Below are 25,296 nucleotides of genomic sequence, written 5' to 3'. Positions count from 1 at the left end.
ATGACCGAAGCACAGACCGTCGCGCCCCTGCAGAAGGGCAACCCGAAGCGCAAGAAGGCGCTGCTCACCCTGGCCTCCGTGGTCGCCGTCGCCGGCCTGGCCTGGGGCGGCTACGAATGGCTGGTGGCCAGCCACTACGAGACCACCGACAACGCCTACGTGCAGGGCAACGTGGTGCAGATCACGCCGCAGATCGGCGGCACCGTGATGGCGATCCACGCCGACGACACCGACTTCGTCAAGGCGGGCCAGCCGCTGGTGAAGTTCGACCCTGCCGACGCCAAGGTGGCGCTGGACCAGGCCGAGGCGGCACTGGGCCAGACGGTGCGCCAGGTGCGCACCCTGTACTCCACCAACGGCTCGCTGGCGGCGCAGGTCGCGCTGCGGCAGGCCGACGTGGCCAAGGTGCAGTCCGAACTCGCGCGCGCCAACGACGACTACAACCGGCGCGCGGCGCTGGTGGGCAGCGGCGCCGTGTCGAAGGAGGAACTCAATCATGCGCAGACCCAGGTCAACAGCGCCCGCAGCGCGCTGACGGCGGCGCAGGCGGCGGTGGTGAGCGCGCGCGAGCAGCTCGCGAGCAACCAGGCCATGACCTCGGGCACCGACGTCGAGCAGCACCCGCAGGTGCAGGCCGCGGCCGCCAAGGTGCGCGAAGCGTGGCTGGCGCAGCAGCGCTCCGTGCTGGTCGCGCCGGTGGACGGCTACGTGGCCAAGCGCACCGTGCAGCTGGGCCAGCGCGTGGCCGCCGGCACGCCGCTGATGTCCATCGTGCCGCTGAACCAGGTCTGGGTCGACGCCAACTTCAAGGAAGTGCAGTTGCGCAAGCTGCGCATCGGCCAGCCGGTGACGCTCACCGCCGACATCTACGGCAAGCGGGTCGAGTACAAGGGCACCGTCGCCGGCCTGGGCGTGGGCACCGGCGCGGCCTTCTCGCTGCTGCCGGCGCAGAACGCCACCGGCAACTGGATCAAGGTGGTGCAGCGCGTGCCCGTGCGCGTGGCGCTCGACGCGAAGCAGTTGCAGGAGCATCCGCTGCGCGTGGGCCTGTCGATGGAAGCGGTGGTGGACGTGGCGAAGCAGGACGGCAAGACGCTGGCCGATGCGCCGCGCGGCGGCGCCGTCTCCCAGACCCAGGTGTTCAACACGCAGGACGACGGCGCCGAAGCCGAAGTGCGCCGCGTGATCGCCGCCAACAGCGCGCAGGGGCGCCTGACCGCCAGCGGCGCCCCGGCCGCGAAGCGCTGAAGCCGTGAGCGCCAACGCGCAACACCTGCCGCCCGCGCCGCTGGAGGGCTCGGCGCGCGTCTGGGGCACGATCGCGCTGTCCGCCGCCACGTTCATGAACGTGCTGGACACCTCGATCGCCAACGTGTCGCTGCCCGCCATCGCCGGGGACCTCGGCGTGAGCCCCAACCAGGGCACCTGGGTGATCACCAGCTTCGCGGTGGCCAACGCGATCGGCGTGCCGCTCACCGGCTGGCTGGCGCAGCGCTTCGGCCAGGTGCGCCTGTTCATCGGCAGCGTGCTGCTGTTCGTGATCGCCTCGTGGCTGTGCGGGCTGGCGCCCAGCATGCCGCTGCTGATCGCGGCCCGCGCGCTGCAGGGCTTCGTTGCCGGGCCGATGATCCCGCTGTCGCAGTCGCTGCTGCTTTCCAGCTATCCGCGGGCACTCGCCGGACTGGCGATGGCGATGTGGTCGATGACGACGCTGGTCGCGCCCGTGATGGGGCCGCTGCTGGGCGGCTGGATCACCGACAACATCGCCTGGTCCTGGATCTTCTACATCAACATCCCGGTGGGCATCGTCGCCGCCCTGGCCTCGTGGGCGATCTACCGCAAGCGCGAGACCGAGCGCCGCTCGCTGCCGATCGACACCGTGGGCCTGGCGCTGCTGGTGATCTGGGTCGGCTGCATGCAGATGATGCTGGACCTGGGCAAGGAGTACGACTGGTTCTCCTCGCCCACCATCGTGGCGCTGGCCGCGATCGCGGTCATCGGCTTCCTGTTCTTCCTGGCCTGGGAGCTGACCGACGAACACCCGGTGGTGGACCTGCGCCTGTTCGCGCGCCGCAACTTCTGGGCGGGCACGCTCGCGGTGTCGCTGGGCTACGGCCTGTTCTTCGGCAACGTGGTGCTGCTGCCGCTGTGGCTGCAGCAGTTCATGGGCTATACGGCAACCGACGCCGGCATGATCATGGCGCCCGTGGGCCTGCTGGCGCTGGTGTTCTCGCCCGTGGTGGGCAAGACGATCGGCAAGGTCGATCCGCGCCGCTACGCCACCTTCGCCTTCCTGATCTTCGCGCTGGTGCTGTGGATGCGCTCGCGCTTCAACACCCAGGCGGACTTCGGCACGATCATGGTGCCGACCATCGTGCAGGGCGTGGCGATGGCGTTCTTCTTCATCCCGCTGATCACGATCACGCTGTCGGGCCTCACGCCCGACCGCATTCCCGCGGCCTCCGGCCTGACCAACTTCGTGCGGATCACGGCCGGCGCGATCGGCACCTCGGTGTCGACCACGCTGTGGGAAAGCCGCGCGACGCTGCACCACGCCCAGCTCGCCGACACCCTGGGCCCGAACAACACGGCGGCGCAGGCGGCGCTTTCGGGCCTGGCGGCGTCCGGCTTCACGCCCGAGCAGGCGCTGGCACAGCTGAACCGGCTGGTCGACCAGCAGGCCTTCATGATGGCCGCCAACGACATCTTCTGGGGCTCGGCGCTGCTGTTCCTGCTGATGGTGCCGCTGGTGTGGCTCACCCACCCGCAGCGAGCCACCGGCGGGGCCGACGCGGCGGCCGGCGCGCACTGACCTGCCAGGGCGCGGCCCGGAGCGGACGAGGCGTCGGCTGACATCCCATTGCCGCTGCTTCGACGGCTGCGGCAGTGCTTGCGGCTGACGCGGCGCTTCAGCGCCGACCGGCGCCAGGACATGCGCGCGGCCCACAGGCCGGCCGCCACGCCTGCCTCATTCTGGAGTCCTAGACCAGGGAGATTCCTCGAATGAAATACCTGCACAAGGCCATCTGGCAGTCCGACGGCAACCTCGTGATCCGCGGCAACACCCGCGCGCTGCTGTTCCGTGCGCTGGAGGACGTGCGTGCCGACCTGACGCGGCGCGGCGAGGACGCCGACCAGCTCAAGCGCACCCTGCAGGCCCTGCGCGACGTGCTGGGTGCCTACGACGGCCATCTCCCGAGCGCGACCGAACTGCTCGGCGACCCGGTGAAGGAGCGCGTTTCGCGCAACCTGCTCAAGGGTTGAACGCGGCGATTCCCCGCAGGCCGCCCGGCGGCCCTGCGGGACTTGGCGATAGTACGAACGTTTTCGCCGACCGTCAGTTGCGACCGTAGTCCCTGCGCCCGAAGATCGCCGTCCCCACCCGCACCATCGTGCTGCCGGCGTGGATCGCGGCTTCCAGGTCGTCGGTCATCCCCATCGACAGCGTGTCCAGCGGCAGGCCCGCCGCCCGCAACTCCTCGAACAGGCCGCGCGCGCGGGCGTGCACCGCGACCTGCGCGGCGAAGCCCTCCACCGGCTCCGGGATGCTCATGAGGCCGCGCAGGCGCAGGCGCGGCAACTCCAGGATCGCCCGCCCCAGCGGCAGCGCCTCCCCGGGCGCCACCCCCGACTTGTTCGCCCCGCCATCGAGGTTCACCTGGATGCACACGTCCAGCGGCGGCAGCTCCGGCGGCCGCTGCTCCGCCAGCCGCTGCGCGATCTTCAGGCGGTCCACGGTCTGGGCCCAGGCGAAGTGCGTCGCGACCAGCCGGGTCTTGTTGCTCTGGATCGGGCCGATGCAGTGCCACTCGAGGTCCAGGTCCGCCAGCAGCGCCTGCTTTTCCACCGCTTCCTGGATGTAGTTCTCGCCGAACGCACGCGCGCCGGCGGCATGCGCCTCGCGCACGGCGTCGGGTCCGAACGTCTTGGAGACGGCGAGGAGCGTGACTTCGGTCACGTCGCGTCCGGCGGCTGTGCAGGCGTGCGCGATCCGCTCCTGCACGGTCTGGAGGTTGGCTGCAATCGTGGTCATAATGGGCCGGCCCAACCGCGCGGATTCGCCCGTGGGCGTGGGCCATTCCGAAGAGGAAGTACGAGGGACTCGTGGATATTACCCAGCTGCTCGCGTTCAGCGTGAAGAACAAGGCATCGGACCTGCACCTGTCGTCCGGCCTGCCCCCCATGATCCGCGTGCACGGCGACGTGCGCCGCATCAACGTCGACCCGATGGACCACAAGCAGGTCCATGCGATGGTCTACGACATCATGAACGACACGCAGCGCAAGGCCTACGAGGAATTCCTCGAGTGCGACTTCTCGTTCGAGATCGAGGGGCTGGCGCGCTTCCGCGTCAACGCCTTCAACCAGAACCGCGGCTCCGCCGCCGTGTTCCGGACGATTCCGTCCAAGATCCTCACGCTGGAGCAGCTCAACGCCCCCAAGATCTTCGGCGACCTGGCGCTCAAGCCGCGCGGCATGGTGCTGGTGACCGGCCCCACGGGTTCGGGCAAGTCGACCACGCTGGCGGCGATGGTCAACTACCTGAACGAAACCGAATACGGCCACATCCTGACGGTGGAAGACCCGATCGAATTCGTGCACGAGTCCAAGAAGTGCCTGGTGAACCAGCGCGAGGTGGGGCCGATGACGCTGTCCTTCGCCGCCGCGCTGCGTTCGGCACTGCGCGAGGACCCGGACTGCATCCTGGTCGGCGAAATGCGCGACCTGGAAACCATCCGGCTGGCGATGACCGCCGCCGAAACGGGCCACCTCGTGTTCGGCACGCTGCACACCTCGAGCGCCGCCAAGACCATCGACCGGATCATCGACGTGTTCCCCGCCGACGAAAAGGAGATGGTGCGCGCGATGCTGTCGGAGTCGCTGCAGGCCGTGATCTCGCAGACCCTGTGCAAGACCAAGGACGGCTCCGGCCGCGTCGCGGCGCACGAGATCATGATCGGTACCTCCGCCATCCGCAACCTCATTCGCGAGGCCAAGGTGGCGCAGATGTACTCCGCCATCCAGACCGGCAACAGCGTGGGCATGCAGACGCTGGACCAGAACCTCGCGGACCTGGTCAAGCGCAACATGATCACCCCGGCCGAGGCCCGCTCGAAGGCCAAGATCCCCGAGAACTTCCCCGGCTAAGCGAAGGACGGCGTCATGGAACGCGATCAGGCAAGCAAATTCATCAACGACCTGCTCAAGCTGATGGTGGGTCGCAACGGCAGCGACCTGTTCATCACGGCGGAATTCCCGCCCGCGATCAAGGTCGACGGCAAGGTGACCAAGGTGTCGCCGCAGCCGCTGTCGGCCGCGCACACGCTGGCGCTGGCCCGCTCGATCATGAACGACAAGCAGGCCGCGGAGTTCGAGCGCACCAAGGAGTGCAACTTCGCCATCTCGCCGCCCGGCATCGGGCGCTTCCGCGTCAATGCGTTCGTGCAGCAAAGCAAGGTGGGCATGGTGCTGCGGGTCATTCCGCAGATCCTGCCGACCATCGACAAGCTGGGCGTGCCGCAGGTGCTCAAGGACGTGGTGATGTCCAAGCGCGGCCTGACCATCCTGGTGGGCGCCACCGGCTCGGGCAAGTCGACCACGCTGGCGGCGATGATCGACTGGCGCAACGAGCAGAGCTACGGCCACATCATCACGATCGAGGACCCGGTCGAATTCGTGCACCCGCACAAGAACTGCGTGGTGACGCAGCGCGAGGTGGGGCTCGATACCGACAGCTGGGAAGCGGCGCTGAAGAACACGCTGCGCCAGGCCCCCGACGTGATCCTGATGGGCGAGATCCGCGACCGCGAGACGATGGAGCACGCGATCGCCTTCGCCGAAACCGGCCACCTGTGCATGGCCACGCTGCACGCCAACAGCGCCAACCAGGCCCTGGACCGCGTGATCAACTTCTTCCCCGAGGAGCGCCGGCCGCAGCTGCTGATGGACCTGTCGCTGAACCTCAAGGCCTTCATCTCGCAGCGGCTGGTGCCCAAGCAGGACGGCAAGGGCCGCGCGGCGGCGGTGGAGATCATGCTGAACTCCCCGCTGATCTCCGACCTGATCTTCAAGGGCGAGGTCTCCGAGATCAAGGAGATCATGAAGAAGAGCCGCAACCTGGGCATGCAGACCTTCGACCAGGCGCTGTTCGACATGTACGAGAACAACATGATCTCGTACGAGGACGCGCTGCGCAACGCCGACTCGGTGAACGACCTGCGGCTGCAGATCAAGCTCAACTCCCAGCGCGCCAAGTCCCAGGACCTGTCCGCCGGCACCGAGCACCTGGCCATCGTATGATGCTCACCGCGTGATGGCGGGGCAACCCGCCATCCATGCAGGCAAGCCGGGATTCGTCCCGGCTCTTTTTTTTGTGCCGCGGGAATGCGGACTTCCGGACGCAGAGGACGCAAAGGGTACGCAGAGGACGCAAAAGAACATCCCTTGAAGATTCTCTTTTTTGCGTCCTCTGCGTACCCTTTGCGCCCTCTGCGTCCGGCTGTCTTGTCTTGGATGTTCCCTCGGTCGGTCATTTCGCGCAGCCTCTCCTAGAATCAGCCTTCGCTTTCAAACACGGAGACCCGCATGGCCAGCACCAACCCGAAGACGTACGAATCCACGCCGGCGCGCAAGGTCGCCTTCCTCGGCCTTGGCGTCATGGGCTTTCCGATGGCGGGGCACCTGGCGCTGGCCGGCCACCGCGTGACCGTCTACAACCGCAGTGCCGCCAAGCGCGACGCCTGGTGCAAGGAATTCAGCGGCACCGCCGCGGCCACGCCGCGCGAGGCCGTGGCCGGCTGCGAGCTGGTGTTCTGCTGCGTCGGCAACGACGACGACCTGCGCGCCGTCGTGCTCGGCGAGCAGGGCGCCTTCAGCGGCATGAAGAAGGGCACCGTCTTCATCGACCACACCACCGCTTCCGCCAACGTCGCGCGCGAACTCTCCGCCGAGGCGGCCAGGCATGGCCTGCAGTTCGTCGACGCGCCCGTGTCGGGCGGCCAGGCGGGCGCGCAGAACGGCATGCTGACCGTGATGTGCGGCGGCGAGCAGGCGGCGTTCGACGCGGCCCGGCCGGTGGCCATGGCCTTCTCGCGCGCCTGCACGCTGCTCGGCGCCAGCGGCGCGGGCCAGCTGGCCAAGATGGTCAACCAGATCTCCATCGCCGGCCTGGTGCAGGGCCTGTCGGAAGCGATCGCCTTCGGCACGAAGGCGGGGCTGGACATGGAACAGGTGCTCGAGGTGATCGGCAAGGGCGCCGCCCAGAGCTGGCAGATGGACAACCGCGGCAAGACGATGATCGCCGACAAGTTCGAGTTCGGCTTCGCGGTGGACTGGATGCGCAAGGACCTGGGCCTGTGCCTCGACGAGGCCAAGCGCAACGGCGCGCGCCTGCCGGTGACGGCCCTGGTGGACCAGTTCTACGCCGACATCCAGGCCATGGGCGGCAACCGCTGGGATACGTCGAGCCTGATCAAGCGGATCCGCTGACCCCCGCCGGGGAGAACACCGGACAGCCGGACGCAGAGGACGCAAAGGGTACGCAGAGGACGCAAAGAAGACATTCTTCTGATGGAAGTCCTTTTGCGTCCTCTGCGTACCCTCTGCGTTCTCTGCGTTCTCTGCGTCCGGAAGTTGGTATCCCCGGGCGACCTCAGCGCACCGGCGTCGCCACTGCGCCGCCGCTTGCGGGCGCTTGCGACGACGGCGGCGGGCCGGCTTCGGCGGAGGGCGGATTCGAGGCCGAGGCCGGCGCGACGGTGGTCACCGGCGCCACGCTCGCGCGGGCGGGCGGTTCGGGCGGCACCTGGATCCCGCTCGCGCGCAGTTCCTCCGGCGTGACGATCTCGAAGATGCGCACCACGCGCTGCACGCCGCCGATCTGGCGGGCGATGGCCGTGCTGCGGTCCGCCTCGCGCTGCGTCACGCGGCCCATCAGGTACACGTTGGCGCGCTCGGTGACGACCTTGAACGCGGTGGCCTGCAGGTCCGAGGCGTCGACCAGCGAAGCGCGGATCTTGCCCGTGATCAGCACGTCGCCCGAGCGCTGCGGCAGCGTGGTGGGCGACATCACGCCGATCTCGTTGATGATGCCGCGCACGTTGTCCACGCGCGAGACGATCTGCTCCGCCTGCTGCTTCAGGGCCTCGGTGGGCGTTTCGCCCGTGAGCAGCACCTGCCGGTTGTAGCTGGTCACGTTGATGTGCACGCGGTCGCCCATCGCTTCGCTCAGGCGCAGCGCGGCGCGCAGCTCGATCGCCTCGTCGTCGATCTGCGCGCCCGAGGTGCGGCGGTCCGTCACCATCAGGCCGGTGCCGACGGCGGCGGCGCCCACGATCAGCGGGGCACAGCCGGCCAGCGAGCCCGCGAACAGGGCGGCGGCCAGCGCGTAGAGGGGAAGGGTGCGGAAGGTGCGGGTCATGCGGGGGTGTCCTGGTCGCCGAGCAGCTGCGCATCCACGCCGTCGCAGATGCAGTGGATCACGAGGATGTGCACTTCCTGGATGCGCGCGGTGCGCTCGTGCGGCACGCAGATGTGCACGTCGGTTTCGCGCAGCACGCTGCCCATCTTGCCGCCGCCGCGGCCCGTGAGCGCCACCACGGTCATCTCGCGTTCGTGCGCCGCCTCGATCGCGGCGAGCACGTTGGCGGAGTTGCCGCTGGTGGAGAGCGCGAGCAGCACGTCGCCGGACTGGCCGAGCGCGCGCACCTGCTTGGCGAAGATGCGGTCGTAGTCGTAGTCGTTGGCGATCGCCGTCAGGATGGAGCTGTCCGTCGTCAGCGCGATCGCGGCGAGTTCGGGGCGTTCGCGTTCGTAGCGGCCCACGAATTCGGCGGAGAAGTGCTGCGCGTCGGCCGCGGAGCCGCCGTTGCCGCAGGCCAGCACCTTGCCCCCGCTGGTGACGCACGCGAGCACCGCCTGCACCGCCTGGGCCACCGGCTTGCTGAGGCTTTCGGCGGACTGGTATTTCAGGTCCGCGCTGTCGATGAAGTTCTGCTGTATCCGTTGCTCGAGCATCTTTCGATGATACCGCCGGGCCTCCCGCGGCCTCGAGTCCGCCTTGTATCCGCCGGATGAATCCGGTTATCCAGGTGTTGGGGAGGGACCGGGTCGGCCCGCGCGCGTCAGCTGCCCGCCAGCAGCGCCTCGCGCACCCGCTGCAGGCGCTGCTGCGCTTCGTCCGCCACGGCGCGCAACTGCGCATTGCCGGTGAGCTCCACCATCCCCTGCGGATCGAGGAAGCCGACGCGGATCTTGCCGCCTTCTTCGCGCACGACCACGTTGCACGGCAGCAGCAGGCCCACCTCAGGTTCGGCCTGCAGGGCCCGGTGCGCGAGCGGCGGGTTGCAGGCGCCCAGGATGCGGTAGGCCGGCAGCTCGGCGCCGATCTTTTCCTTCAGTGTCTTCTGCACGTCGATGTCGCTCAGGATGCCGAAGCCTTCGGCCTTCAGGGCGGCGATGACCTTGTCCAGGGTGGGCGCGAAGCTGCCCGGAAGGTCGATGAACTGTCCGTACATGAGGAATCCTTTCGTCTGGGGTATGGGGGGTCAGGGGCCGTGGCGATGGGCGGCGATGCGGGGTTCGCGATCGAGCAGGCGGTCGGTCGCCGCGGCGCCGACCCACATGGAGGCCAGTGCGACCCACGCCGTGAGCGAGAAGATGGCGCCGCCGCTGACACCCGCGCCGACGGCGCAGCCGCCGGCCAGCATGGCGCCGAAGCCCATGGCGATCGCCCCGGCGATGTAGCGCCGCATGCTGTAGCCGTCCTTGAAACCCTCGAGCCGGATTTTGCGCCCCAGCGCCGCGCCGAGGAAGGCGCCGGCGAACACGCCCGGCAGCAAGCCGAAATCGAATCCGGCCGCGGGCGCGGGCGCCGAGACGACCCGCATCAGCCATTCCGCCGACGGGCCGCTGAAGGTGATGCCCTGCACCGGCAGCACCTGGAAGGAACTGGCTGCCACGGTGGCCGTGAAGACCCACGCGAGCGCCACCGCCAGGCCGGCGCCGAGGCCGCCGATCCATTTCCAGCGCTCGCGCCCGCTGCGCAACGCGTACCAGAGCGCCGCCACCAGCCACAGCAGGCCGAACGCCAGCCCCGCCGGCCGGCCGGCGTGCGCGACGACGAGCAGGTCGCGCGCGGAGCCGCCGTCCACGGTCCACCAGCTGCTGATCGTCTCGCGGACCGGGGCCAGGGCGCCCCCCAGCGCCGCCTGCGCGGTCACGGCGAAGATGAGGCCGGAGAGCAGCGCGCGCAGGTTGCCCGTGGCGGACAGCACGAGGAGCCGGCTCGCGCAGCCGCGCGCCAGGATCATGCCGGTGCCGAACAGGAGGCCGCCCACGATCGCACCGGAGAGGCTGCCGCGCGCGGCGAGCTGCCGCGTGCCGCTCAAGTCCACCAGGCCGGCGAGCAGCAGGGCCTGCACCGAGACCACCGCGGCCGAGAAGGCGAGCAGCCAGACGGCCAGCCGCTCGCCGGGTTCGCCGCGCGCGAACTCGATGACGGCCGTGCGCAGGCAGAAGCCCGAACGCTGCGCGAAGAAGCCGAACAGCAGCCCCACGACGGCGCCGCCGCTGGCGAGCAGCGGCTGTTCACCGAGGCGTTCGACGAGGGAAAGGAGGTCCATGCGGTGCGGCGGGGGAGAATCCCACGGCTGCTTAGATAAGCAACTAATGATATACCCTGAGGCGCGAAGGCGCCGGTTCGCGCTAAGTTCGCTGCCCGGGCACAGCGCCCGCCGAACCTGGAGAAATGAGCACCATGTCCCGTGTCCTGCGGCTCCTCGCCGCCTGCGCAGCCTTGTGGCTGCTGGCCCTGCCCGCGCTCGCGCAGGATCTCGTCGTCTACCACGTCGACGATGCCGAGGCGCAGGCGACCAAGGCGCTGCGCAACATCCGCAACCACCTCGACGTCGCGCCCGCGACGAAGATCGTGGTGGTCACGCATGCCAACGGGGTCGACTTCCTGATGGAAGGCGCCCGCGACCGCCGCAACCCCGACCTCGAATACGCACCGCTGGTCAGCGCGCTCAAGGCGCGGGGCGTGCGCTTCGAGGTCTGCGAGATCACCCTGCGCAACCGCGGCCTGCGCAAGGACCAGTTCAGCATGGACGCGGATTTCACCCCCTCCGGCGTGGTGCGGATCGGACAGCTGCAGTCGCGGGAAAGATATGCCTACATCAAACCCTGAAGGCGGCTGGCAATGCAGCGGCATGCATGCTTGCTAACATTCGGAGCTATCAGGCAAAGCGGGGTCCGGCATGGCGAGAAGACAGGCAACGGCGGCAATCGAGGCGGTGGAGTCGGACGAGGTGTTCGAATCCGCCGCCGAGATCTTCCGCGCCATGTCGGCGCCCATGCGGCTGAAGATCATCAGCTGCCTGTGCCACGGCGAGAAGAACGTGACCCAGCTGCTGGAGGAGATCCAGACCACGCAGCCCAACATGTCGCAGCACCTGAACACGCTGTACCGTGCCGGCGTGATCGGCCGGCGGCGCGAAGGGGTGCAGATCTTCTACCGGCTGGTCAACGACCGGGTCGTCACCCTCTGCCGAGCCATCTGCACGCAGATCGCCATCGAGTCCGAGCTGAAGTCCTGACGCGAGCGCCGGCCGCGCGCCGGCAGGCGCAGCGATGATCCGGCGCAGGGCCTGCAAGGCGCTCGTCGCGCTCGCGGCGGCGGTCGCGCTCGGCGGCGCGTTCGCCCAGGGCACGCCGCGCGCGGTGGTGCCGCAGCAGGTTGCCCCCTCGGCCTGGTTCGTCCAGGGCGAGACGGCGCTGGGCAGCCCCGCCAACCGCAACTTCATTTCCAACGCGGGCTTCGTCGTGACGCCCGCGGGCGTGGTGGTGATCGACGCGCTGGGCTCGCCGCAGCTCGCGCGCGAACTGCTCGAAGCGATCGCGCGCATCACGCCGCTGCCGGTCACGCACGTCGTGGTCACGCACTTCCATGCGGACCATGTCTACGGCCTGCAGGAATTCCGCCGGCGCGGCGCCAGGATCATCGCGCACCGGGGCGCGCTGGAGTACCTGAACTCGCAGACGGCGGCCGCCCGGCTCGAGGCCTCGCGGGCCGAGCTCGCGCCATGGATCGATGCGCAGACGCATCTCGTCGTCCCGGATGAATGGCTCGATGGCCCGCGCGAACTCGTGCTCGGAGGCACGCGCCTGCTGCTGCAGCCGGTGGGGCCGGCCCACACGCCCGAGGACCTGGTCGTCTACCTGCCCGCGGAGCGCGTGCTGTTCGCCGGCGACCTCGTGTTCCGGGGCCGCGTGCCCTTCGTCGGCCAGGCGGACAGCGCGCACTGGATCGCCGCGCTCGACGCGCTGCTGCGCATGGATGCGCAGGTGATCGTGCCGGGGCACGGCGCCCTGTCGGCCTCCGCCCGCGCGGACCTGCAGCTCACCCGCGACTACCTCGCGTACCTGCGCGAGAGCATGGGTGCGGCGGCGCGCGACATGGATCCCTTCGACGAGGCGTACGCGCGCACCGACTGGTCGCGCTTCGAGCACCTGCCGCTGTTCAAGGCGGCCAACCGCATGAACGCCTACAACACCTACCTGCTCATGGAGCGCCAGGCGCGCTGACGCTCCGCCCCGCGCCCGCAGCGCAGGGTTTGCCCTGATCGGAAAAACACCGAGCGCTGATCTGGCGCAAAACAATCAGGAAGCGCTTATATTCGCGCTCGGCGATTTAGATGCGTGCAGACAGGACGAGGAGCGAGCTTGACTGAGAACCGGACTTCCGGGCGGCTGCTGAAGGCCCCGGAGAACTTCATCACCGGCGACGGCGTGCGCCAGGTGTTCGCGCAGGCGAAAGAGGGCCGGCGCGATTTCCTGCGCAGTGCGTTCACTGCCGCGGCTGCCGGCGCGGCCCTCGCGGGCGCATCCGCGGCGCGGGCCGTGACCGCGCCGGCGGACGGCGACCCCGCCATCCTGGAGCTGCCGGAGCATTCGCGCGGCCTCGGCCAGCCCGTGGTCACGGACGGCTACGGCAAGCCGTCGAAGCACGAGCGCAACGTGCAGCGGCGCCAGAGCCCGGGCCTGACGCAGACGGCGCAGGCCTCGGTGTCGTTCGCGCCGCTGCAGTCGCTGTTCGGCATCGTCACGCCCAGCGGCCTGCACTTCGAGCGCCACCACCAGGGCTGGTGGGACGTCGATCCCTCGAAGCACCGCCTGATGGTCAACGGCCTCGTGAAGGCGGCCAAGGTGTTCACCGTCGACGAGATCATGCGGCTGCCCTCGGTGTCGCGCTTCCACTTCATCGAGTGCGGCGCCAACACCGGCATGGAGTGGGGCAACGTCGCGGTACCGACCGTGCAGTACACGCACGGCATGCTCTCGTGCAGCGAGTTCACCGGCGTGCCGCTGGTCACGCTGCTGCAGATGGCCGGCGCCGACCTGAAGAAGGGCCGCTTCGCGCTGGCCGAGGGCGCCGACGGTTCGTCGATGACGCGCACCATCCCCATGAGCCTCATCGAGTCCGGCGAGGTGCTCGTCGCCTACGGCCAGAACGGCGAGATGCTGCGCCCGGAAAACGGCTACCCGCTGCGGCTGGTGGTGCCCGGCGTGCAGGGCGTCAGCTGGGTGAAGTACCTGCGCCGCATCGAAGTCGGCGACCAGCCCTGGAACACCAAGGACGAGACGGTCCACTACGTCGACCTCATGCCGGACGGCCAGCACCGCCAGTACACCAGCCTCCAGGAGTGCAAGAGCGTCGTCACCACGCCCTCCGGCGGGCAGGTGCTGCTGGACAAGGGCTTCTACAACATCAGCGGGCTGGCCTGGTCCGGCCGCGGGAAGATCAAGCGCGTGGACGTGTCGGTGGACGGCGGGCGCAACTGGCGCACCGCGCGGCTGGAGTCGCCCGTCCTGAGCAAGTGCCTCACGCGCTTCAACATCGACTGGGCGTGGGACGGCAAGCCCACCATCGTGCAGAGCCGCGCGATGGACGAGACCGGCTACGTGCAGCCCGCCAGCCGCCAGCTGCGCGGCGTGCGCGGCACGCGCTCGATCTACCACAACAACGCGATCCAGTCCTGGCTGGTGCAGGAAAGCGGCGAGGTGAAGAATGTCCAGGTCTCGTGAGCGTTGGCTCCTCGCGCTGCTGGCCGCTGCGGCCCTGGCGGCGCAAGCGCAGGGAACGGGTTCCTTCCCCGGCATCGGCCGCGACGCGACGAAGGCCGAAGTGGCGGCCTGGGACATCGACGTGCGGCCCGACTTCAAGGGCCTGCCCAGGGGATCCGGCTCCGTCGCCAAGGGGCAGGACGTGTGGGAGGCGCGCTGCGCGAGCTGCCACGGCGTCTTCGGCGAATCCAACGAGGTCTTCAACCCGCTCGTGGGCGGCACCACCGACGAAGACATCCGCACCGGCCACGTGGCGAGCCTCAAGCGCACCGACTACCCGGCGCGCACGACGCTGATGAAGGTGGCGACCGTCTCCACGCTGTGGGACTACATCAACCGGGCCATGCCGTGGAACCAGCCCAAGTCGCTGTCGGCCGACGAGGTCTACGCCGTCACGGCCTACCTGCTGAGCCTGGCGCGCATCGTGCCGGACGATTTCGTCCTGAGCGAGCGCAACATCGCCGAAGTGCAGCAGCGCATGCCCAATCGCAACGGCATGACGACCGACCATGCGCTGTGGCCGGGCCCGGAGATCCGCGGCAGCGCGCGCCCCGACGTGGTCGCCACCGCCTGCATGAAGGACTGCCCGGTGGAGGGCAAGGTCCACTCGATGCTGCCGGTGTTCGCCCGCAATGCGCACGGCAACCTGGCGGAACAGAACCGGCCGGTGGGCGCGCAACGCGGCGCCGACACCACGCGCCCCGAAGGCAGTGCGCCGGCGTCGATCGGGAAGGACGTGGCGACCGCGACGGTGAAGCCGGTCGCCACCATGCCGGCCGACCTGCTGCAGAAGAACAGCTGCACCGCCTGCCATGCCACCGACCGCAAGGTCGTCGGCCCGAGCTGGGCCGACGTGGCGAAGAAGCATGCCGGCAAGGGCGAGTACATCGCCGGCAAGATCCGCTCGGGCGGCAGCGGCAGCTGGGGAACGATCCCCATGCCGCCGCAGGCGATCAGCCCCGAGGAAGCCGGAAAGATCGCCGCCTGGCTCGCCGCCGGCGCCGCGCAGTGAGCGATGCGCGCGCTGCGGCTGCCCCATTCCCTGTCCTGACCCATGGAGACCCTAATGATGACAACGAGACGTGATGCGCTGAAGCAGTCGCTGACCCTGGCCGGCCTGCTGGGTGCCACAGGGCTGTTCCCGCAATACGCGTTCGCCGGCTTCAACCGCAACGCCTTCGACGCCAAGACCGTCAACGACACGCTCAAGGCCTACGGCGCATCCGCGCCGGTGGAGAGCAAGGACGTGACGCTGACCGCGCCCGACATCGCGGAGAACGGCGCCGTGGTGCCCATGACCGCGGCGTCCACCCTCCCCGGCGTGAAGCACCTGCTGGTGATGGTGGAGAAGAACCCGAACACGCTGGTGGCGAAGTTCGACGTCAGCGACGCGGTGGAGCCCAGCTTCGCCACGCGGGCCAAGATGGGCCAGACCTCGGACGTGTACGCCGTGGCCATCACGGCCGACGGCAAGGCCTTCTACGCCAAGAAGGAAGTGAAGGTCACGCTGGGCGGCTGCGGCGGCTGAAGCGCGCCATCCGCCCCTCGCGAATACAGACAGAGCAAACAGGAGACTTCCATGGCAGACCCGATGCGCATCCGTGCCCAGGCTTCCGGCGGCAACGCCGTCGTCCGCGTCCTCATGAGCCACGAGATGGAGACCGGCCAGCGCAAGGACAGCGCGGGCAAGGTGATCCCCGCCTGGCACATCACCGAAGTGACGGCCACCCACAACGGCAAGCCGGTGCTCAGCGCCGAGTGGGGCCCGGCGGTGGCGAAGAACCCCTTCCTGCAGTTCACCCTCAAGGGCGCCAAGGCCGGCGACAAGGTGGGCATCACGTGGAAGGACAACCGCGGCGAGACCCGCACCGACGAAGCGACGATCAGCTGAACGCGCCCGCCCAACCGGAGACCCCATCCATGCCCACCAAGCAGTGGCTGGCCGCGTTCGCGCTGGCCGGCATCGCGACCGGCGCCGCCGCGCAGAAGTCGGCGTCGCAGGCCATCGACGAATACCGCGCCATGCTCGCGGACGGCAATCCCGCGGAGCTGTTCGAGGCCAAGGGCGAGGACCTGTGGAAGCGCAGGCGCGGCCCGAAGAACGCGACGCTCGAAGCCTGCGACCTCGGCAAGGGCCCGGGCGTGGTCAAGGGCGCCTTCGTGGAGCTGCCGCGGTACTTCGCCGACACCGGCCGCGTGGAGGACCTGGAGACGCGGCTGGTGAGCTGCATGGAGCGGCTGCAGGGCTTCGAGGGCGAGGCGATCCGCAAGACGCCGTTCGGCAAGGGCGAGATGGCCAACGTGACGGCCTTGGCGACGTGGGTGGCCGCGGAGTCCAAGGGCCTGGCCTTCAACCTGCCGCAGGCACACCCCATGGAGCGCAGCTTCTACGAGGCGGGCAAGCGCCTGTTCTTCATGCGCGGCGGCACGCACGACTTCGCGTGCGCGTCGTGCCATGGCGAGGACGGCAAGCGCATCCGCCTGCAGGACCTGCCGAACCTGACCAGGAACCCGGGCGACGGCGTCGGCTTCGCGGCCTGGCCGGCCTACCGCGTGAGCAACGGACAGATGTGGGGCATGCAGCTGCGCCTGAACGACTGCCTGCGCCAGCAGCGCTTCCCCTACCCGGAATTCGGCGCCGATGCGCTGCTGGCGATCTCGACCTACCTGGGCGTGAACGCCAAGGGGGCGAAGTCCGCCGCGCCGACCATCAAGCGCTGAGGAGCACAGGCATGAACAGCAAGATCATCACCCTCGGCATGCTGGCCGTCGCCGCCGTGGCGGTGGGTTGCAGCGCGCTGCCGGCCGCCGCCCCCGACTACGACGCGCTGGCCGCCCGGATGGTGCGCAGCGCCTTCCGCAGCGAGGGCATCGCGAAGGTCGAACGGGTCACCGAGACCGACGACACGCAGAAGCTCTGCTCCGCCGCCGACGTGGCGGGCAAGCCGCTCGATCCCGCGGTCGCCAAGCGCATCGAGGAGGCCAACCTCAAGACGGTGAAGTGGCCCGCCGACGGCAGGTTCCTCGGCGACTGGAAGCAGGGCGAGCAGATCGCGCAGAGCGGCCGCGGCCTCACCTGGAGCGACGACACGAAGACGCCCAACGGCGGCAACTGCTACAACTGCCACCAGATCGCGCCCGGGGAGATCTCGTTCGGCACCATCGGCCCGAGCCTGTACCACTACGGCAAGCTGCGCGGCGTGAAGGACCCCAACAGCGCCGAGGCGAGGCCCATCGTGGAGTACACCTGGGGCAAGATCTGGAACGCCAAGGCCTACAACGCCTGTTCCAACATGCCGCGCTCGGGCCACATGGGCAACCTCACCGAGCAGCAGATCCGCCACGTGATGGCGCTGCTGCTCGACCCGGCCTCCCCCGTGAACCGATGATGAATCTCTCCAAGCGCGAATTCCTGAACGTCCTCGGCGCCGCTTCGGTGGCGGGCATGGGCCTGGGCCGCTGGTCGGGCGCGGACGCGGCCACCGCGGCCGAGGGCCTGTACGAGCTGCCGCGGTTCGGCAATGTCTCCTTCCTGCACATCACGGACTGCCATGCGCAGCTCAACCCGGTCTACTTCCGCGAGCCGAGCGTGAACCTCGGCGTCGGCGGCATGGCGGGCAAGCTGCCGCACCTGGTGGGCGAGCAGCTGCTGCGCATGGCCAGGGTGCCGGCCGGCAGCGCCGAGGCCCACGCGCTCACCTACCTCGACTTCGAGGCCGCGGCGCAGCGTTACGGCAAGGTGGGCGGCTTCGCGCATCTCGCGACGCTGGTGAAGAAGATGCGCGCCGGCCGGCCCGGTGCCCTGCTGCTCGATGGCGGCGACACCTGGCAGGGCTCCGCCACCGCGCTGTGGACCAAGGGGCAGGACATGGTCGAGGCGGCCAGGCTGCTCGGCGTCGACGTGATGACGGGCCACTGGGAATTCACGCTCGGCATGGACCGCGTCAAGGAGATCGTCGACAAGGAGTTCGCCGGCCGCATCGAATTCGTGGCGCAGAACGTCAAGACCACCGATTTCGGCGATCCCGTGTTCAAGCCCTACGTGCTGCGCGAGGTCAACGGCGTGCCCTGCGCCATCATCGGGCAGGCCTTCCCCTACACGCCGATCGCCAACCCGCGCTACCTGGTCGCGGACTGGGAGTTCGGCATCCAGGAGGCCAACCTGCAAAAGCAGGTGGACGAGGTGCGGGCCAAGGGTGCGCAGGTGGTGGTGATCCTGAGCCACAACGGCATGGACGTGGACCTGAAGCTGGCCAGCCGCATCACGGGCGTCGACGCGATCTTCGGCGGCCACACGCACGACGGCATGCCGGTGGCCTCCGTGGTCGCCAACCGGGGCGGCAAGACGCTGGTGACCAACGCCGGCTCCAACGGCAAGTTCCTCGCCGTCATGGACTTCGACGTCAAGGGCGGCAAGGTGGCGGACTTCCGCTACCGCCTGCTGCCGGTGTTCGCCAACATGCTGCCGGCCGATCCGGCCATGGAGGCGCTGATCCGCCGCATCCGCTCGCCCTACGAGGGCAAGCTGCGCGAACGGCTCGCCGTCACCGAGGGCACGCTGTACCGCCGCGGCAACTTCAACGGCTCGGGCGACCAGCTGCTGCTGGACGCGCTGATGGACGTGCAGGGCGCCGAGATCGCGTTCTCGCCCGGCTTCCGCTGGGGCACCACGCTGCTGCCGGGGCAGGACATCACGCGCGAGTGGCTGATGGACATGACCGCCACCACCTATTCGTACGCGACGGTGAGTTCCATGAGCGGCGCGACGATCAAGACGGTGCTGGAGGATGTCGCCGACAACCTGTTCAACCCCGATCCGTATTACCAGCAGGGCGGCGACATGGTGCGCGTGGGCGGGCTGCGCTACGCGATCGACCCGTCCGCGCCGGCGGGCAAGCGCATCACCGACATGCGCCTGGGCGGCAAGCCGCTCGAGGCCTCGCGCACCTACAAGGTAGCGGGCTGGGCGCCGGTGGCCGAGGAGGCCGCGCGGGCGGGCAACAAGCCCGTGTGGGAACTGGTCGAGGGCTGGCTGAAGGCACGCGGCGGCAAGGTCGCGGCGCGGCAGGTGAACGTGCCGGTGATCAGCGGGGCATGACCGAAGGCGCGCTGGCGACGCTCACGTGGCAGGTGCTGGGCGCCGCCTTCCTGCTGTCCGCCGCGCTCGGCGCGCTCGTGCAGGCCACGGGTTTCTGCACCATGGGCGCGGTGAGCGACGCCGTGATCCTCGGCCGCTGGACGCGCATGCGGCAGTGGATGCTCGCGGCGGCGGTGGCCACGCTGGGCTTCGCAGCCCTCTCCGCCAGCGGGGTGCTGACGCCGGCGCAGACGCTCTACGCGACGCCGCGCTGGCTGTGGCTCTCCGCGCTGGTCGGCGGGGCGGTCTTCGGCCTGGGCATGGTGCTCGCGTCGGGCTGCATCAGCCGCAACCTGGTGCGGCTGGGCGCGGGCAACCTCAAGTCGCTGGTGGTCGCGCTCGTCACCGGCGTCGCCGCCTTCGCCACGCTGAAGGGATTGACGGCGGTCTGGCGCGTCGCCACCGTGGACCGCGTGGCGGCCGACCTGGTCACCAATGCCGATCTCGCGAGCGTGCTGGCGCGTGCGAGCGGGATGGCGCCGGCAACGGCGGCCGTGGCGGCGGCCCTTGCCGTCGGCGCGCCGCTGCTGCTGTGGGCACTCTCCTCGCAGGAAGCGCGCACTGGGCGCAGCCTCGCGGCGGGGCTGGGGGTCGGGCTGCTCGTGCTCGCGATGTGGGGCGTCACCGGCCACCTGGGGCACCTGGGCGAGCACCCCGAGACGCTGCAGGAAAGCTGGCTGGCGACGAACTCCACCCGCGCGGAGGCTTTCAGCTTCGCCGCGCCCGCGGCCTACCTGCTGGACTGGGTGCTGTTCTTCAGCGATGCCTCCAAGCGCACCACCGTCGGCATCGTCTCCGTGCCGGGCGTGATCCTCGGCTCCGCCGCGGTGGCGCTGGCCAGCGGCACGTTCCGCTGGGAGGGCTTCGCCGACACCGCCGACCTGGGGCACCACCTCGTCGGCGCGACGCTCATGGGCATCGGCGGCGTGATGGCGATGGGCTGCAGCATCGGCCAGGGCGTGACGGGGCTTTCGACGCTGAGCCTCACCAGCCTCGTGGCCCTGCCGGCGATGCTGGCGGGCGCCACCGCGGGCGTGAAGTACCAGGCCTGGCGCGTCGAGCGCATGGCCTGAGCGGCGGCGCGCCGTTCACGCGCGGCGGCGCGCGCGGCCCGCGAAGGCGCGGCGGCGCTCCGCCTCCTGCGCGAAGTGGCGATCGAGCTGGTCGCACACCAGGTCGCACAGGCGGTACACGCTGTCGTTGGCGAAGCGGTAGTAGGCGCTGGTGCCGCGCTGCGTCTTCGCCACCAGGCCGCTGTGCGCCAGCACCGCGAGGTGCTTGGACACGTTGGCCTGCGTGCACCCCGTGGCGGCGGTGAGCTCGCCCACGTTGCGCTCGCCCTCGCGCAGGTGATTCAGGATCTTCAGCCGCATCGGCACCGCCAGCGCGGCGAAATACTGCGCCACCAGCGCGAGCGCGTCGTCATCCAGGTTCTTCATGCTGCTTCCTGCCTGTCCGAATTCTGACATGGTGGCCTTGCTTCAATAACTATATGGCTATGAATATGATGCGCGTCAAGGATTCCGACCGGGCTCGCGCCTACGTTGGGGGTCGAAAGGGGTCCGCAATGTCACCTCGCTACCTTGCAGCCTGCTTCGTGGCTGCCTTTCTTGCAGCGGCCGCCGTCCATGGCGCCGCACCGGCCGCCCCGGGCGGCAAACCGGCCGGCATGCATTCGCGCTTCAAGGCGCTGCAGCAGGACTTCCAGACCGGGCCGGAAGTCACCAAGGCCTGCCTCGCGTGCCACAAGGGCGCGGCCAGGCAGATCCACCAGACCCAGCACTGGAAATGGGAGTACGTCAACCCGGCGGGCCAGGTGCTCGGCAAGCGCCACGTCGTCAACAACTTCTGCACCTCCACGGCGACCAACCTGTCCGGTTGCGCCTCCTGCCACATCGGCTACGGGATGAAGGACGCCTCGTTCGACTTCAACTCGGAGGAGAAGGTCGACTGCCTCGCCTGCCACGACACGACCGGGAAGTACACGAAGGCTTCCGGCCTGGCGGGCAACGTCTTCGCGAAGGACATGGAGGTGCCGCCCGGGTCCGGCAAGATCGTCAAGGGCCTCGACCTCAGGCGCATCGCGCAGTCGGTGGGGCGGACCAGCCGCACCAGCTGCGGCAGCTGCCACTTCTTCGGCGGCGGCGGCGACGGCGTCAAGCACGGCGACATCGATTCGTCGCTCGACGCGCCGGACGCGGCGCTCGACGTCCACATGGACGCCAAGGGCCTGAACTTCCGCTGCACCACCTGCCACCGCACGCTCAACCACGAAGTGCCGGGCACGCGCTACGGCCCCATGAACGTCACCTTCGGCTGCGACACCTGCCACAGCAGCGCCCCGCACGCAGACAAGGACATCAACCGGCACGACAAGTTCATGGCCTGCCAGACCTGCCACATCCCGGCGTTCGCGCGCGGCGGCATCCCCACCAAGATGGTGTGGGACTGGTCCACCGCCGGCCAGCGCGGCCCCGACGGCAAGCCGATGATCAAGCGCGACGCCAACGGCTACGAGTCGTACAGCACCATCAAGGGCAGCTTCGTCTTCGAGGAGAACGTCGTTCCCGCCTACGCGTGGTTCAACGGCACGATCCGGCACCAGACGCCCGGCGAGCGCATCGACCCGGGCAAGGGGCCCGTGGCGATCAACTGGTTCGAAGGCTCGGCCAAGGACGGCAAGTCGAAGATCTGGCCGATCAAGGTCTTCCGTGCGAAGCAGGCGTGGGACCCGGTGAACCGGACGCTGGCGATCACCCACCTGGCCGGCAACGACGACACGGCGTACTGGAAGAACCTCGACTGGACCAAGGCGGTGGCCACCGGCATGGCCGCGGTCAAGCAGCCCTTCTCCGGCCAGGTCGCCTTCGTCGACACCGTCAGCATGTGGCCGATCACGCACATGGTCGCACCGAAGGCCAAGGCCCTGGGCTGCGACGACTGCCACGCGAAGAACGGCCGCATGAAGGACGTGCCGGGCGTCGATCCCGAGTAGCAGCAACACGGGGAGCGCGCCCGCACGACGGGCGCGCACCGCACCGAGGAGGAGGAGCGAGCGCCGCGCATGCGCGCCGGCGCCGGCGGGGACCCGCGTGTTCGCAAACAAGGAGAACGAGATGAGACGGAGAAAGCTGTCCGGTGTCATGGCCGCGGTGGTGGTGCTGCTGGCACCGCTCGCGGCGGCAGCAGCCGACGAGGACGTGCTGAGGAGGATCGAGGCGCTGTCGCGCGAGATCGAGCAACTGAAGTCGCAGGTGCGCGCCAACGAGGACAAGGCGGCGCGCAGCGAGGCCGACACCCGGGCCGCGGCCCGGAAGGCGCAGGAGCGAGCGCTGGACCGGTGGCTGACCATCGGCGGCGACTACCGCTTCCGCGTGGACAGCCTGCGCGGCGAGACCCGGCCCTTCACCGACGCGGCCGCGACCTTCGCCAACGCGCAGAACCGGCTGCAGGCGGAATTCTTCGCCAACCCGAACCCGGCCACCGGCGGCGCGCTGACGGGCCTCATGCAGTTCGCCCAGGGCATGAACGCCGTGCGGACCTACTCCGACGCGCTGGCCTTCCTCGGCGCGAACGGCGCCATGGCTCAGGGCCTGGGCAACTTCGCCGTGCCGGTGGCGGCGTACAAGCCGCGCAACGACACCCTCTACACCAACCGGCTGCGGCTGGACCTGCACGCCAAGGCGACGCAGGACGTGAGCGTCACCACGCGCCTGGCCATGTACAAGACCTTCGGCGCGCAGGACGACGACGCCGTCACCAACAGCGGCGCCGCGCCCTTCTTCGCCGACCGCGTCGGCGTGTTCGACGGCACGGTGGGCCACGTGCCCTCCAGCGGCACGGTGGCGGTGGACCGCGCGTACGCCACCTGGAGCAACATCACGGGCCGCGACATCTGGTTCTCGGTCGGCCGGCGGCCGTCCACCAACGGCGCGCCGAGCAACCTGAAGCTCAACGAGCCGCGCCCCGGCAACGGCGGCACGCCCTCCCTGCTGGTGGACTACGCGTTCGACGGCATGACGCTCGGCTACGCGCCCGACGTCGACGGCTTCCCCGGCGCCTACGGCAAGATCTGCTACGGCCGCGGCTTCGAGAGCGGTTTCCGGCACACGCCCGCCAACTCGCTGCAGGACACCGACATGTTCGGCTTCTCGGTGGTGCCGATCGACACCGACAAGCTGCGCGTGTGGACGCAGTGGAACCGCGGCTTCCACATCTTCGACGCCCCGAAGATGAGCGGAACCTTCTTCGGCGAGACGGCGCCGCGGGCGGACCTGGGCGACATCGACTGGTTCGGCCTGGGCGCGATGAGCACGCTCAAGAATGTCGGCCCGGGCAACCTGAACCTGTTCGCCGACGCGGCCGTGAGCGTGACCCATCCGAGCAACAACGTGTCGTCGCAGTTCGGCTTCCAGGGCCTGCTCTCGGGCGGCTTCTTCGCGCCGGAGGCACCGACGAGCAAGACGGGCACCGCGATCGCGGTGGGCCTGCGCTACGACCTGCCCTCGCGCACCAAGATCGGCTTCGAATACAACCGCGGCTCGAAGAACTGGATCACCTTCGCGCCCGCGGCCGACGACGTGTGGACCGCCAAGGCGGGCGCGCGCGGCAACGTGTACGAGCTCTACGTGATCCAGGAGTTCGGCGGCAAGGCCGTGTCGTCGTTCGGCTCCAAGGCCTTCTTCAAGCTCGGCGCCCAGTACTACGACTTCAAGTACACGGGCAGCAACAACTGGGTGGGCGCGCCGGTGCGCATCTCCGACGTCAACGGCCAGTTCAGCGCGCTCACGCCGCTGAAGAAGGCGTGGGACATCTACGGCACGTTCGAGGTCAAGTTCTGAAAGGAGTCGGCATCATGGGCAGGAAACTCTATTCCGCGGTTCTGGTGGTGCTCGCCTGCGCGTGGCAGGGGGCCATGGCGCAGGACGTGACGGTGGTGGGCCCGGTGACGCGCATCGTGCTCGCGCCCGACGGCCAGTCCGCCGTCGCGACGCTGAAGGACGTGCGCTCGGGCGAGGAGGTGAAGATCGACATCAGCGACGAACTCACGCTCGACAAGTTCAAGGACAAGCGCATCGTCGAGGGCGACGAGATCCGCTCGCGCTTCGAGAAGAAGGAGGGCGGCAACGCCAGCAAGTCGTTCCGCAAGACGGCCGGGTGCTGAGGGCGCCGGGGGCCGGCGCCCCGATCCGGCGCCGGCCCCCGCAGGCCGCACTACCCGCATGGGCTATGCCCCACCCCCCTTCACGGTAATGGACGCCCCGCGGCCGTTGCCGTCTCATACGTCCCCAGTGGCCCGCCGGCGTTGGCACCGGCACGGGCCCGCGAGGAGACGTGCATGCATTTCGACAAGGAATTCGACGCATCCGGCCTGAGCTGCCCGATGCCCATCGTCAAGACGAAGAAGGCGCTCTCCGCGATGAGCGCCGGCCAGGTGCTGCGCGTGATCGCCACCGACCCGGGCTCGGTCTGCGACATGGCCGCCTTCGCCGAGGAGACGGGCAACCCGCTGCTCTCCTCGGGACAGGAGAACAGCCGGTACGTGTTCTTCCTTCGCAAGGGCTGAACCATGGCCAAGAAGATGGCGATCATCGCCACCAAGGGGGCCCTGGACATGGCCTACCCGCCGCTGATCCTGGCGTCCACCGCGGCGTCCCTCGGCTGGGAGGTCAAGGTGTTCTTCACCTTCTACGGGCTGCAGCTGCTGCGCAAGGATCTGAGCGACATCGCGATCAGCCCGCTCGCCAACCCCGCCATGCCCATGCCGGTGCCCATGCCCGTGATGGTCTCCATGCTGCCCGGGATGGAGGCGATGGCCACCAGCATGATGAAGTCCAAGATCAAGAAGAAGGGGGTGGCCTCCCTGGAGGAGCTGCGCTCGGCCTGCATCGAGACCGAGGTCGGCTTCATCGCCTGCCAGATGACGGTGGACCTGTTCGAGTTCTCGCGCGACCAGTTCATCGACGGCATCGAATACGGCGGCGCCGCGACTTTCCTGAAGTTCGCCGGCGATACCGACGTCTGCCTTTTCATCTGAG

General features: G+C 69.3%; 28 protein-coding genes. 22 read left to right on the top strand and 6 right to left on the bottom strand.

The genetic code is table 11. The annotated features are described in order from the left end of the window. The 3 genes from WG923_RS09270 to WG923_RS09260 all read left to right on the top strand — a co-directional run bounded on the left by WG923_RS09270 (position 1) and on the right by WG923_RS09260 (position 3,264). The gene (locus WG923_RS09270; RefSeq protein ID WP_340350651.1) at positions 1-1,248 is read left to right on the top strand and encodes an HlyD family efflux transporter periplasmic adaptor subunit; all 1,248 of its coding nucleotides are present in this window, start codon (positions 1-3) and stop codon (positions 1,246-1,248) included. A gap of 4 nt (positions 1,249-1,252) precedes the next feature. Continuing rightward, positions 1,253-2,812, top strand: coding sequence for a DHA2 family efflux MFS transporter permease subunit (locus WG923_RS09265; protein ID WP_340350650.1), 1,560 nt, complete (start codon positions 1,253-1,255; stop codon positions 2,810-2,812). A gap of 191 nt (positions 2,813-3,003) precedes the next feature. Then, the gene (locus tag WG923_RS09260; protein WP_340350649.1) at positions 3,004-3,264 is read left to right on the top strand and encodes a hypothetical protein; all 261 of its coding nucleotides are present in this window, start codon (positions 3,004-3,006) and stop codon (positions 3,262-3,264) included. 73 nt (positions 3,265-3,337) lie between these two features. On the opposite strand, the gene WG923_RS09255 is transcribed toward WG923_RS09260, so the two are convergent. Beyond that, entirely contained in the window at positions 3,338-4,033 is a 696-nt protein-coding gene (locus tag WG923_RS09255) for a YggS family pyridoxal phosphate-dependent enzyme (RefSeq protein WP_340350648.1), read from the bottom strand. Between the two features lie 71 nt (positions 4,034-4,104). Between WG923_RS09255 and WG923_RS09250 the strand changes: the two genes are divergently transcribed. The 3 genes from WG923_RS09250 (at position 4,105) to WG923_RS09240 (ending at position 7,488) form a co-directional block, all read left to right on the top strand. Beyond that, entirely contained in the window at positions 4,105-5,148 is a 1,044-nt protein-coding gene (locus tag WG923_RS09250) for a type IV pilus twitching motility protein PilT (protein ID WP_340350647.1), read from the top strand. A 15-nt stretch (positions 5,149-5,163) separates the two neighbouring features. Beyond that, complete coding sequence (locus WG923_RS09245) at positions 5,164-6,300, top strand: PilT/PilU family type 4a pilus ATPase (protein ID WP_340350646.1); 1,137 nt, start codon at positions 5,164-5,166, stop codon at positions 6,298-6,300. 285 nt (positions 6,301-6,585) lie between these two features. Next, a complete protein-coding gene (locus tag WG923_RS09240; protein ID WP_340350645.1) occupies positions 6,586-7,488 on the top strand; it encodes an NAD(P)-dependent oxidoreductase in 903 nt (300 codons plus the stop codon). 163 nt (positions 7,489-7,651) lie between these two features. Here the strand turns inward: WG923_RS09240 and WG923_RS09235 are convergent, their stop codons facing one another. The 4 genes from WG923_RS09235 to WG923_RS09220 form a co-directional block, all read right to left on the bottom strand. After that, entirely contained in the window at positions 7,652-8,419 is a 768-nt protein-coding gene (locus WG923_RS09235) for a BON domain-containing protein (RefSeq protein ID WP_340350644.1), read from the bottom strand. Next, on the bottom strand, positions 8,416-9,015 hold the full coding sequence (locus WG923_RS09230) for a phosphoheptose isomerase (RefSeq protein WP_340350643.1): 600 nt from the start codon (positions 9,013-9,015) through the stop codon (positions 8,416-8,418). The genes WG923_RS09235 and WG923_RS09230 overlap by 4 nt, the downstream gene beginning before the upstream one ends. A 107-nt stretch (positions 9,016-9,122) precedes the next feature. Then, positions 9,123-9,515, bottom strand: coding sequence for a DUF302 domain-containing protein (locus WG923_RS09225; protein ID WP_340350642.1), 393 nt, complete (start codon positions 9,513-9,515; stop codon positions 9,123-9,125). Positions 9,516-9,545: 30 nt separating this feature from the next. Beyond that, positions 9,546-10,622 (bottom strand): YeeE/YedE family protein, encoded by a 1,077-nt coding sequence (locus tag WG923_RS09220; protein ID WP_340350641.1) that lies wholly within the window; start codon positions 10,620-10,622, stop codon positions 9,546-9,548. A 134-nt stretch (positions 10,623-10,756) separates the two neighbouring features. On the opposite strand from WG923_RS09220, the gene WG923_RS09215 reads away from it, so the two are divergent. From WG923_RS09215 to WG923_RS09165, 11 genes are all read left to right on the top strand, one after another. Then, the gene (locus WG923_RS09215; RefSeq protein ID WP_340350640.1) at positions 10,757-11,185 is read left to right on the top strand and encodes a DsrE family protein; all 429 of its coding nucleotides are present in this window, start codon (positions 10,757-10,759) and stop codon (positions 11,183-11,185) included. Positions 11,186-11,255: 70 nt separating this feature from the next. Beyond that, positions 11,256-11,594: an ArsR/SmtB family transcription factor gene (locus WG923_RS09210; protein ID WP_340350639.1), complete on the top strand. Its 339-nt coding sequence runs from the start codon at positions 11,256-11,258 to the stop codon at positions 11,592-11,594. A gap of 34 nt (positions 11,595-11,628) precedes the next feature. Next, positions 11,629-12,582, top strand: coding sequence for an MBL fold metallo-hydrolase (locus WG923_RS09205; protein ID WP_445322911.1), 954 nt, complete (start codon positions 11,629-11,631; stop codon positions 12,580-12,582). A 138-nt stretch (positions 12,583-12,720) separates the two neighbouring features. Then, the gene (soxC, locus tag WG923_RS09200; protein WP_340350638.1) at positions 12,721-14,082 is read left to right on the top strand and encodes a sulfite dehydrogenase; all 1,362 of its coding nucleotides are present in this window, start codon (positions 12,721-12,723) and stop codon (positions 14,080-14,082) included. Next, positions 14,066-15,133 carry a c-type cytochrome gene (locus WG923_RS09195; protein WP_340350637.1) on the top strand — a complete coding sequence of 356 codons (1,068 nt, stop codon included), beginning with the start codon at positions 14,066-14,068 and terminating at the stop codon, positions 15,131-15,133. The genes soxC and WG923_RS09195 overlap by 17 nt, the downstream gene beginning before the upstream one ends. 57 nt (positions 15,134-15,190) lie before the next feature. Next, on the top strand, positions 15,191-15,649 hold the full coding sequence (gene soxY / locus WG923_RS09190) for a thiosulfate oxidation carrier protein SoxY (protein WP_340350746.1): 459 nt from the start codon (positions 15,191-15,193) through the stop codon (positions 15,647-15,649). A 51-nt stretch (positions 15,650-15,700) separates the two neighbouring features. Beyond that, positions 15,701-16,012 (top strand): thiosulfate oxidation carrier complex protein SoxZ, encoded by a 312-nt coding sequence (gene soxZ, locus WG923_RS09185; RefSeq protein ID WP_340350636.1) that lies wholly within the window; start codon positions 15,701-15,703, stop codon positions 16,010-16,012. Between the two features lie 29 nt (positions 16,013-16,041). After that, on the top strand, positions 16,042-16,842 hold the full coding sequence (gene soxA / locus WG923_RS09180; RefSeq protein ID WP_340350635.1) for a sulfur oxidation c-type cytochrome SoxA: 801 nt from the start codon (positions 16,042-16,044) through the stop codon (positions 16,840-16,842). A gap of 11 nt (positions 16,843-16,853) precedes the next feature. Beyond that, positions 16,854-17,510 carry a sulfur oxidation c-type cytochrome SoxX gene (gene soxX / locus WG923_RS09175; protein ID WP_340350634.1) on the top strand — a complete coding sequence of 219 codons (657 nt, stop codon included), beginning with the start codon at positions 16,854-16,856 and terminating at the stop codon, positions 17,508-17,510. Beyond that, on the top strand, positions 17,510-19,219 hold the full coding sequence (soxB, locus tag WG923_RS09170) for a thiosulfohydrolase SoxB (RefSeq protein ID WP_340350745.1): 1,710 nt from the start codon (positions 17,510-17,512) through the stop codon (positions 19,217-19,219). Before soxX ends, soxB begins: the two co-directional genes overlap by 1 nt. Further along, a complete protein-coding gene (locus WG923_RS09165) occupies positions 19,216-20,331 on the top strand; it encodes a YeeE/YedE family protein (protein ID WP_340350633.1) in 1,116 nt (371 codons plus the stop codon). The genes soxB and WG923_RS09165 overlap by 4 nt, the downstream gene beginning before the upstream one ends. 15 nt (positions 20,332-20,346) lie before the next feature. Here WG923_RS09165 and WG923_RS09160 read toward each other — a convergent pair whose 3' ends face one another. Continuing rightward, on the bottom strand, positions 20,347-20,697 hold the full coding sequence (locus WG923_RS09160; protein WP_340350632.1) for an ArsR/SmtB family transcription factor: 351 nt from the start codon (positions 20,695-20,697) through the stop codon (positions 20,347-20,349). A 128-nt stretch (positions 20,698-20,825) separates the two neighbouring features. On the opposite strand from WG923_RS09160, the gene WG923_RS09155 reads away from it, so the two are divergent. From WG923_RS09155 to dsrE2, 5 genes are all read left to right on the top strand, one after another. Further along, positions 20,826-22,253 carry a tetrathionate reductase family octaheme c-type cytochrome gene (locus tag WG923_RS09155; protein ID WP_340350631.1) on the top strand — a complete coding sequence of 476 codons (1,428 nt, stop codon included), beginning with the start codon at positions 20,826-20,828 and terminating at the stop codon, positions 22,251-22,253. Between the two features lie 121 nt (positions 22,254-22,374). Then, complete coding sequence (locus tag WG923_RS09150; RefSeq protein WP_340350630.1) at positions 22,375-24,099, top strand: DUF3373 domain-containing protein; 1,725 nt, start codon at positions 22,375-22,377, stop codon at positions 24,097-24,099. 14 nt (positions 24,100-24,113) lie between these two features. Then, positions 24,114-24,422 carry a hypothetical protein gene (locus tag WG923_RS09145; protein WP_340350629.1) on the top strand — a complete coding sequence of 103 codons (309 nt, stop codon included), beginning with the start codon at positions 24,114-24,116 and terminating at the stop codon, positions 24,420-24,422. Between the two features lie 174 nt (positions 24,423-24,596). Further along, on the top strand, positions 24,597-24,824 hold the full coding sequence (locus WG923_RS09140; RefSeq protein WP_340350628.1) for a sulfurtransferase TusA family protein: 228 nt from the start codon (positions 24,597-24,599) through the stop codon (positions 24,822-24,824). Between the two features lie 3 nt (positions 24,825-24,827). Beyond that, entirely contained in the window at positions 24,828-25,295 is a 468-nt protein-coding gene (gene dsrE2, locus WG923_RS09135; protein ID WP_340350627.1) for a sulfur carrier protein DsrE2, read from the top strand. The last annotated feature ends 1 nt before the right edge of the window (position 25,296 follow it).

The organism is Ramlibacter sp. AN1133 (genome assembly GCF_037890035.1).
In the GTDB taxonomy this organism is placed as follows: domain Bacteria; phylum Pseudomonadota; class Gammaproteobacteria; order Burkholderiales; family Burkholderiaceae_C; genus Ramlibacter.
This window is presented reverse-complemented; position numbering and strand designations above follow the sequence as displayed.

Bases quoted from the DNA above. Each gene is read 5' to 3' on its own strand.
- soxA (WP_340350635.1), top strand. From the start codon at position 16,042: ATGCCCACCAAGCAGTGGCTGGCCGCGTTCGCGCTGGCCGGCATCGCG.
- WG923_RS09205 (WP_445322911.1), top strand. From the start codon at position 11,629: ATGATCCGGCGCAGGGCCTGCAAGGCGCTCGTCGCGCTCGCGGCGGCG.
- WG923_RS09260 (WP_340350649.1), top strand. From the start codon at position 3,004: ATGAAATACCTGCACAAGGCCATCTGGCAGTCCGACGGCAACCTCGTG.
- soxB (WP_340350745.1), top strand. From the start codon at position 17,510: ATGAATCTCTCCAAGCGCGAATTCCTGAACGTCCTCGGCGCCGCTTCG.
- WG923_RS09230 (WP_340350643.1), bottom strand. From the start codon at position 9,015: ATGCTCGAGCAACGGATACAGCAGAACTTCATCGACAGCGCGGACCTG.
- WG923_RS09215 (WP_340350640.1), top strand. From the start codon at position 10,757: ATGTCCCGTGTCCTGCGGCTCCTCGCCGCCTGCGCAGCCTTGTGGCTG.
- WG923_RS09240 (WP_340350645.1), top strand. From the start codon at position 6,586: ATGGCCAGCACCAACCCGAAGACGTACGAATCCACGCCGGCGCGCAAG.
- WG923_RS09245 (WP_340350646.1), top strand. From the start codon at position 5,164: ATGGAACGCGATCAGGCAAGCAAATTCATCAACGACCTGCTCAAGCTG.
- WG923_RS09140 (WP_340350628.1), top strand. From the start codon at position 24,597: ATGCATTTCGACAAGGAATTCGACGCATCCGGCCTGAGCTGCCCGATG.
- WG923_RS09195 (WP_340350637.1), top strand. From the start codon at position 14,066: ATGTCCAGGTCTCGTGAGCGTTGGCTCCTCGCGCTGCTGGCCGCTGCG.
- WG923_RS09225 (WP_340350642.1), bottom strand. From the start codon at position 9,515: ATGTACGGACAGTTCATCGACCTTCCGGGCAGCTTCGCGCCCACCCTG.
- WG923_RS09255 (WP_340350648.1), bottom strand. From the start codon at position 4,033: ATGACCACGATTGCAGCCAACCTCCAGACCGTGCAGGAGCGGATCGCG.
- WG923_RS09270 (WP_340350651.1), top strand. From the start codon at position 1: ATGACCGAAGCACAGACCGTCGCGCCCCTGCAGAAGGGCAACCCGAAG.
- WG923_RS09165 (WP_340350633.1), top strand. From the start codon at position 19,216: ATGACCGAAGGCGCGCTGGCGACGCTCACGTGGCAGGTGCTGGGCGCC.
- soxX (WP_340350634.1), top strand. From the start codon at position 16,854: ATGAACAGCAAGATCATCACCCTCGGCATGCTGGCCGTCGCCGCCGTG.
- soxZ (WP_340350636.1), top strand. From the start codon at position 15,701: ATGGCAGACCCGATGCGCATCCGTGCCCAGGCTTCCGGCGGCAACGCC.
- WG923_RS09145 (WP_340350629.1), top strand. From the start codon at position 24,114: ATGGGCAGGAAACTCTATTCCGCGGTTCTGGTGGTGCTCGCCTGCGCG.
- WG923_RS09160 (WP_340350632.1), bottom strand. From the start codon at position 20,697: ATGAAGAACCTGGATGACGACGCGCTCGCGCTGGTGGCGCAGTATTTC.
- WG923_RS09155 (WP_340350631.1), top strand. From the start codon at position 20,826: ATGTCACCTCGCTACCTTGCAGCCTGCTTCGTGGCTGCCTTTCTTGCA.
- WG923_RS09150 (WP_340350630.1), top strand. From the start codon at position 22,375: ATGAGACGGAGAAAGCTGTCCGGTGTCATGGCCGCGGTGGTGGTGCTG.
- dsrE2 (WP_340350627.1), top strand. From the start codon at position 24,828: ATGGCCAAGAAGATGGCGATCATCGCCACCAAGGGGGCCCTGGACATG.
- WG923_RS09235 (WP_340350644.1), bottom strand. From the start codon at position 8,419: ATGACCCGCACCTTCCGCACCCTTCCCCTCTACGCGCTGGCCGCCGCC.
- soxY (WP_340350746.1), top strand. From the start codon at position 15,191: ATGACAACGAGACGTGATGCGCTGAAGCAGTCGCTGACCCTGGCCGGC.
- WG923_RS09210 (WP_340350639.1), top strand. From the start codon at position 11,256: ATGGCGAGAAGACAGGCAACGGCGGCAATCGAGGCGGTGGAGTCGGAC.
- WG923_RS09220 (WP_340350641.1), bottom strand. From the start codon at position 10,622: ATGGACCTCCTTTCCCTCGTCGAACGCCTCGGTGAACAGCCGCTGCTC.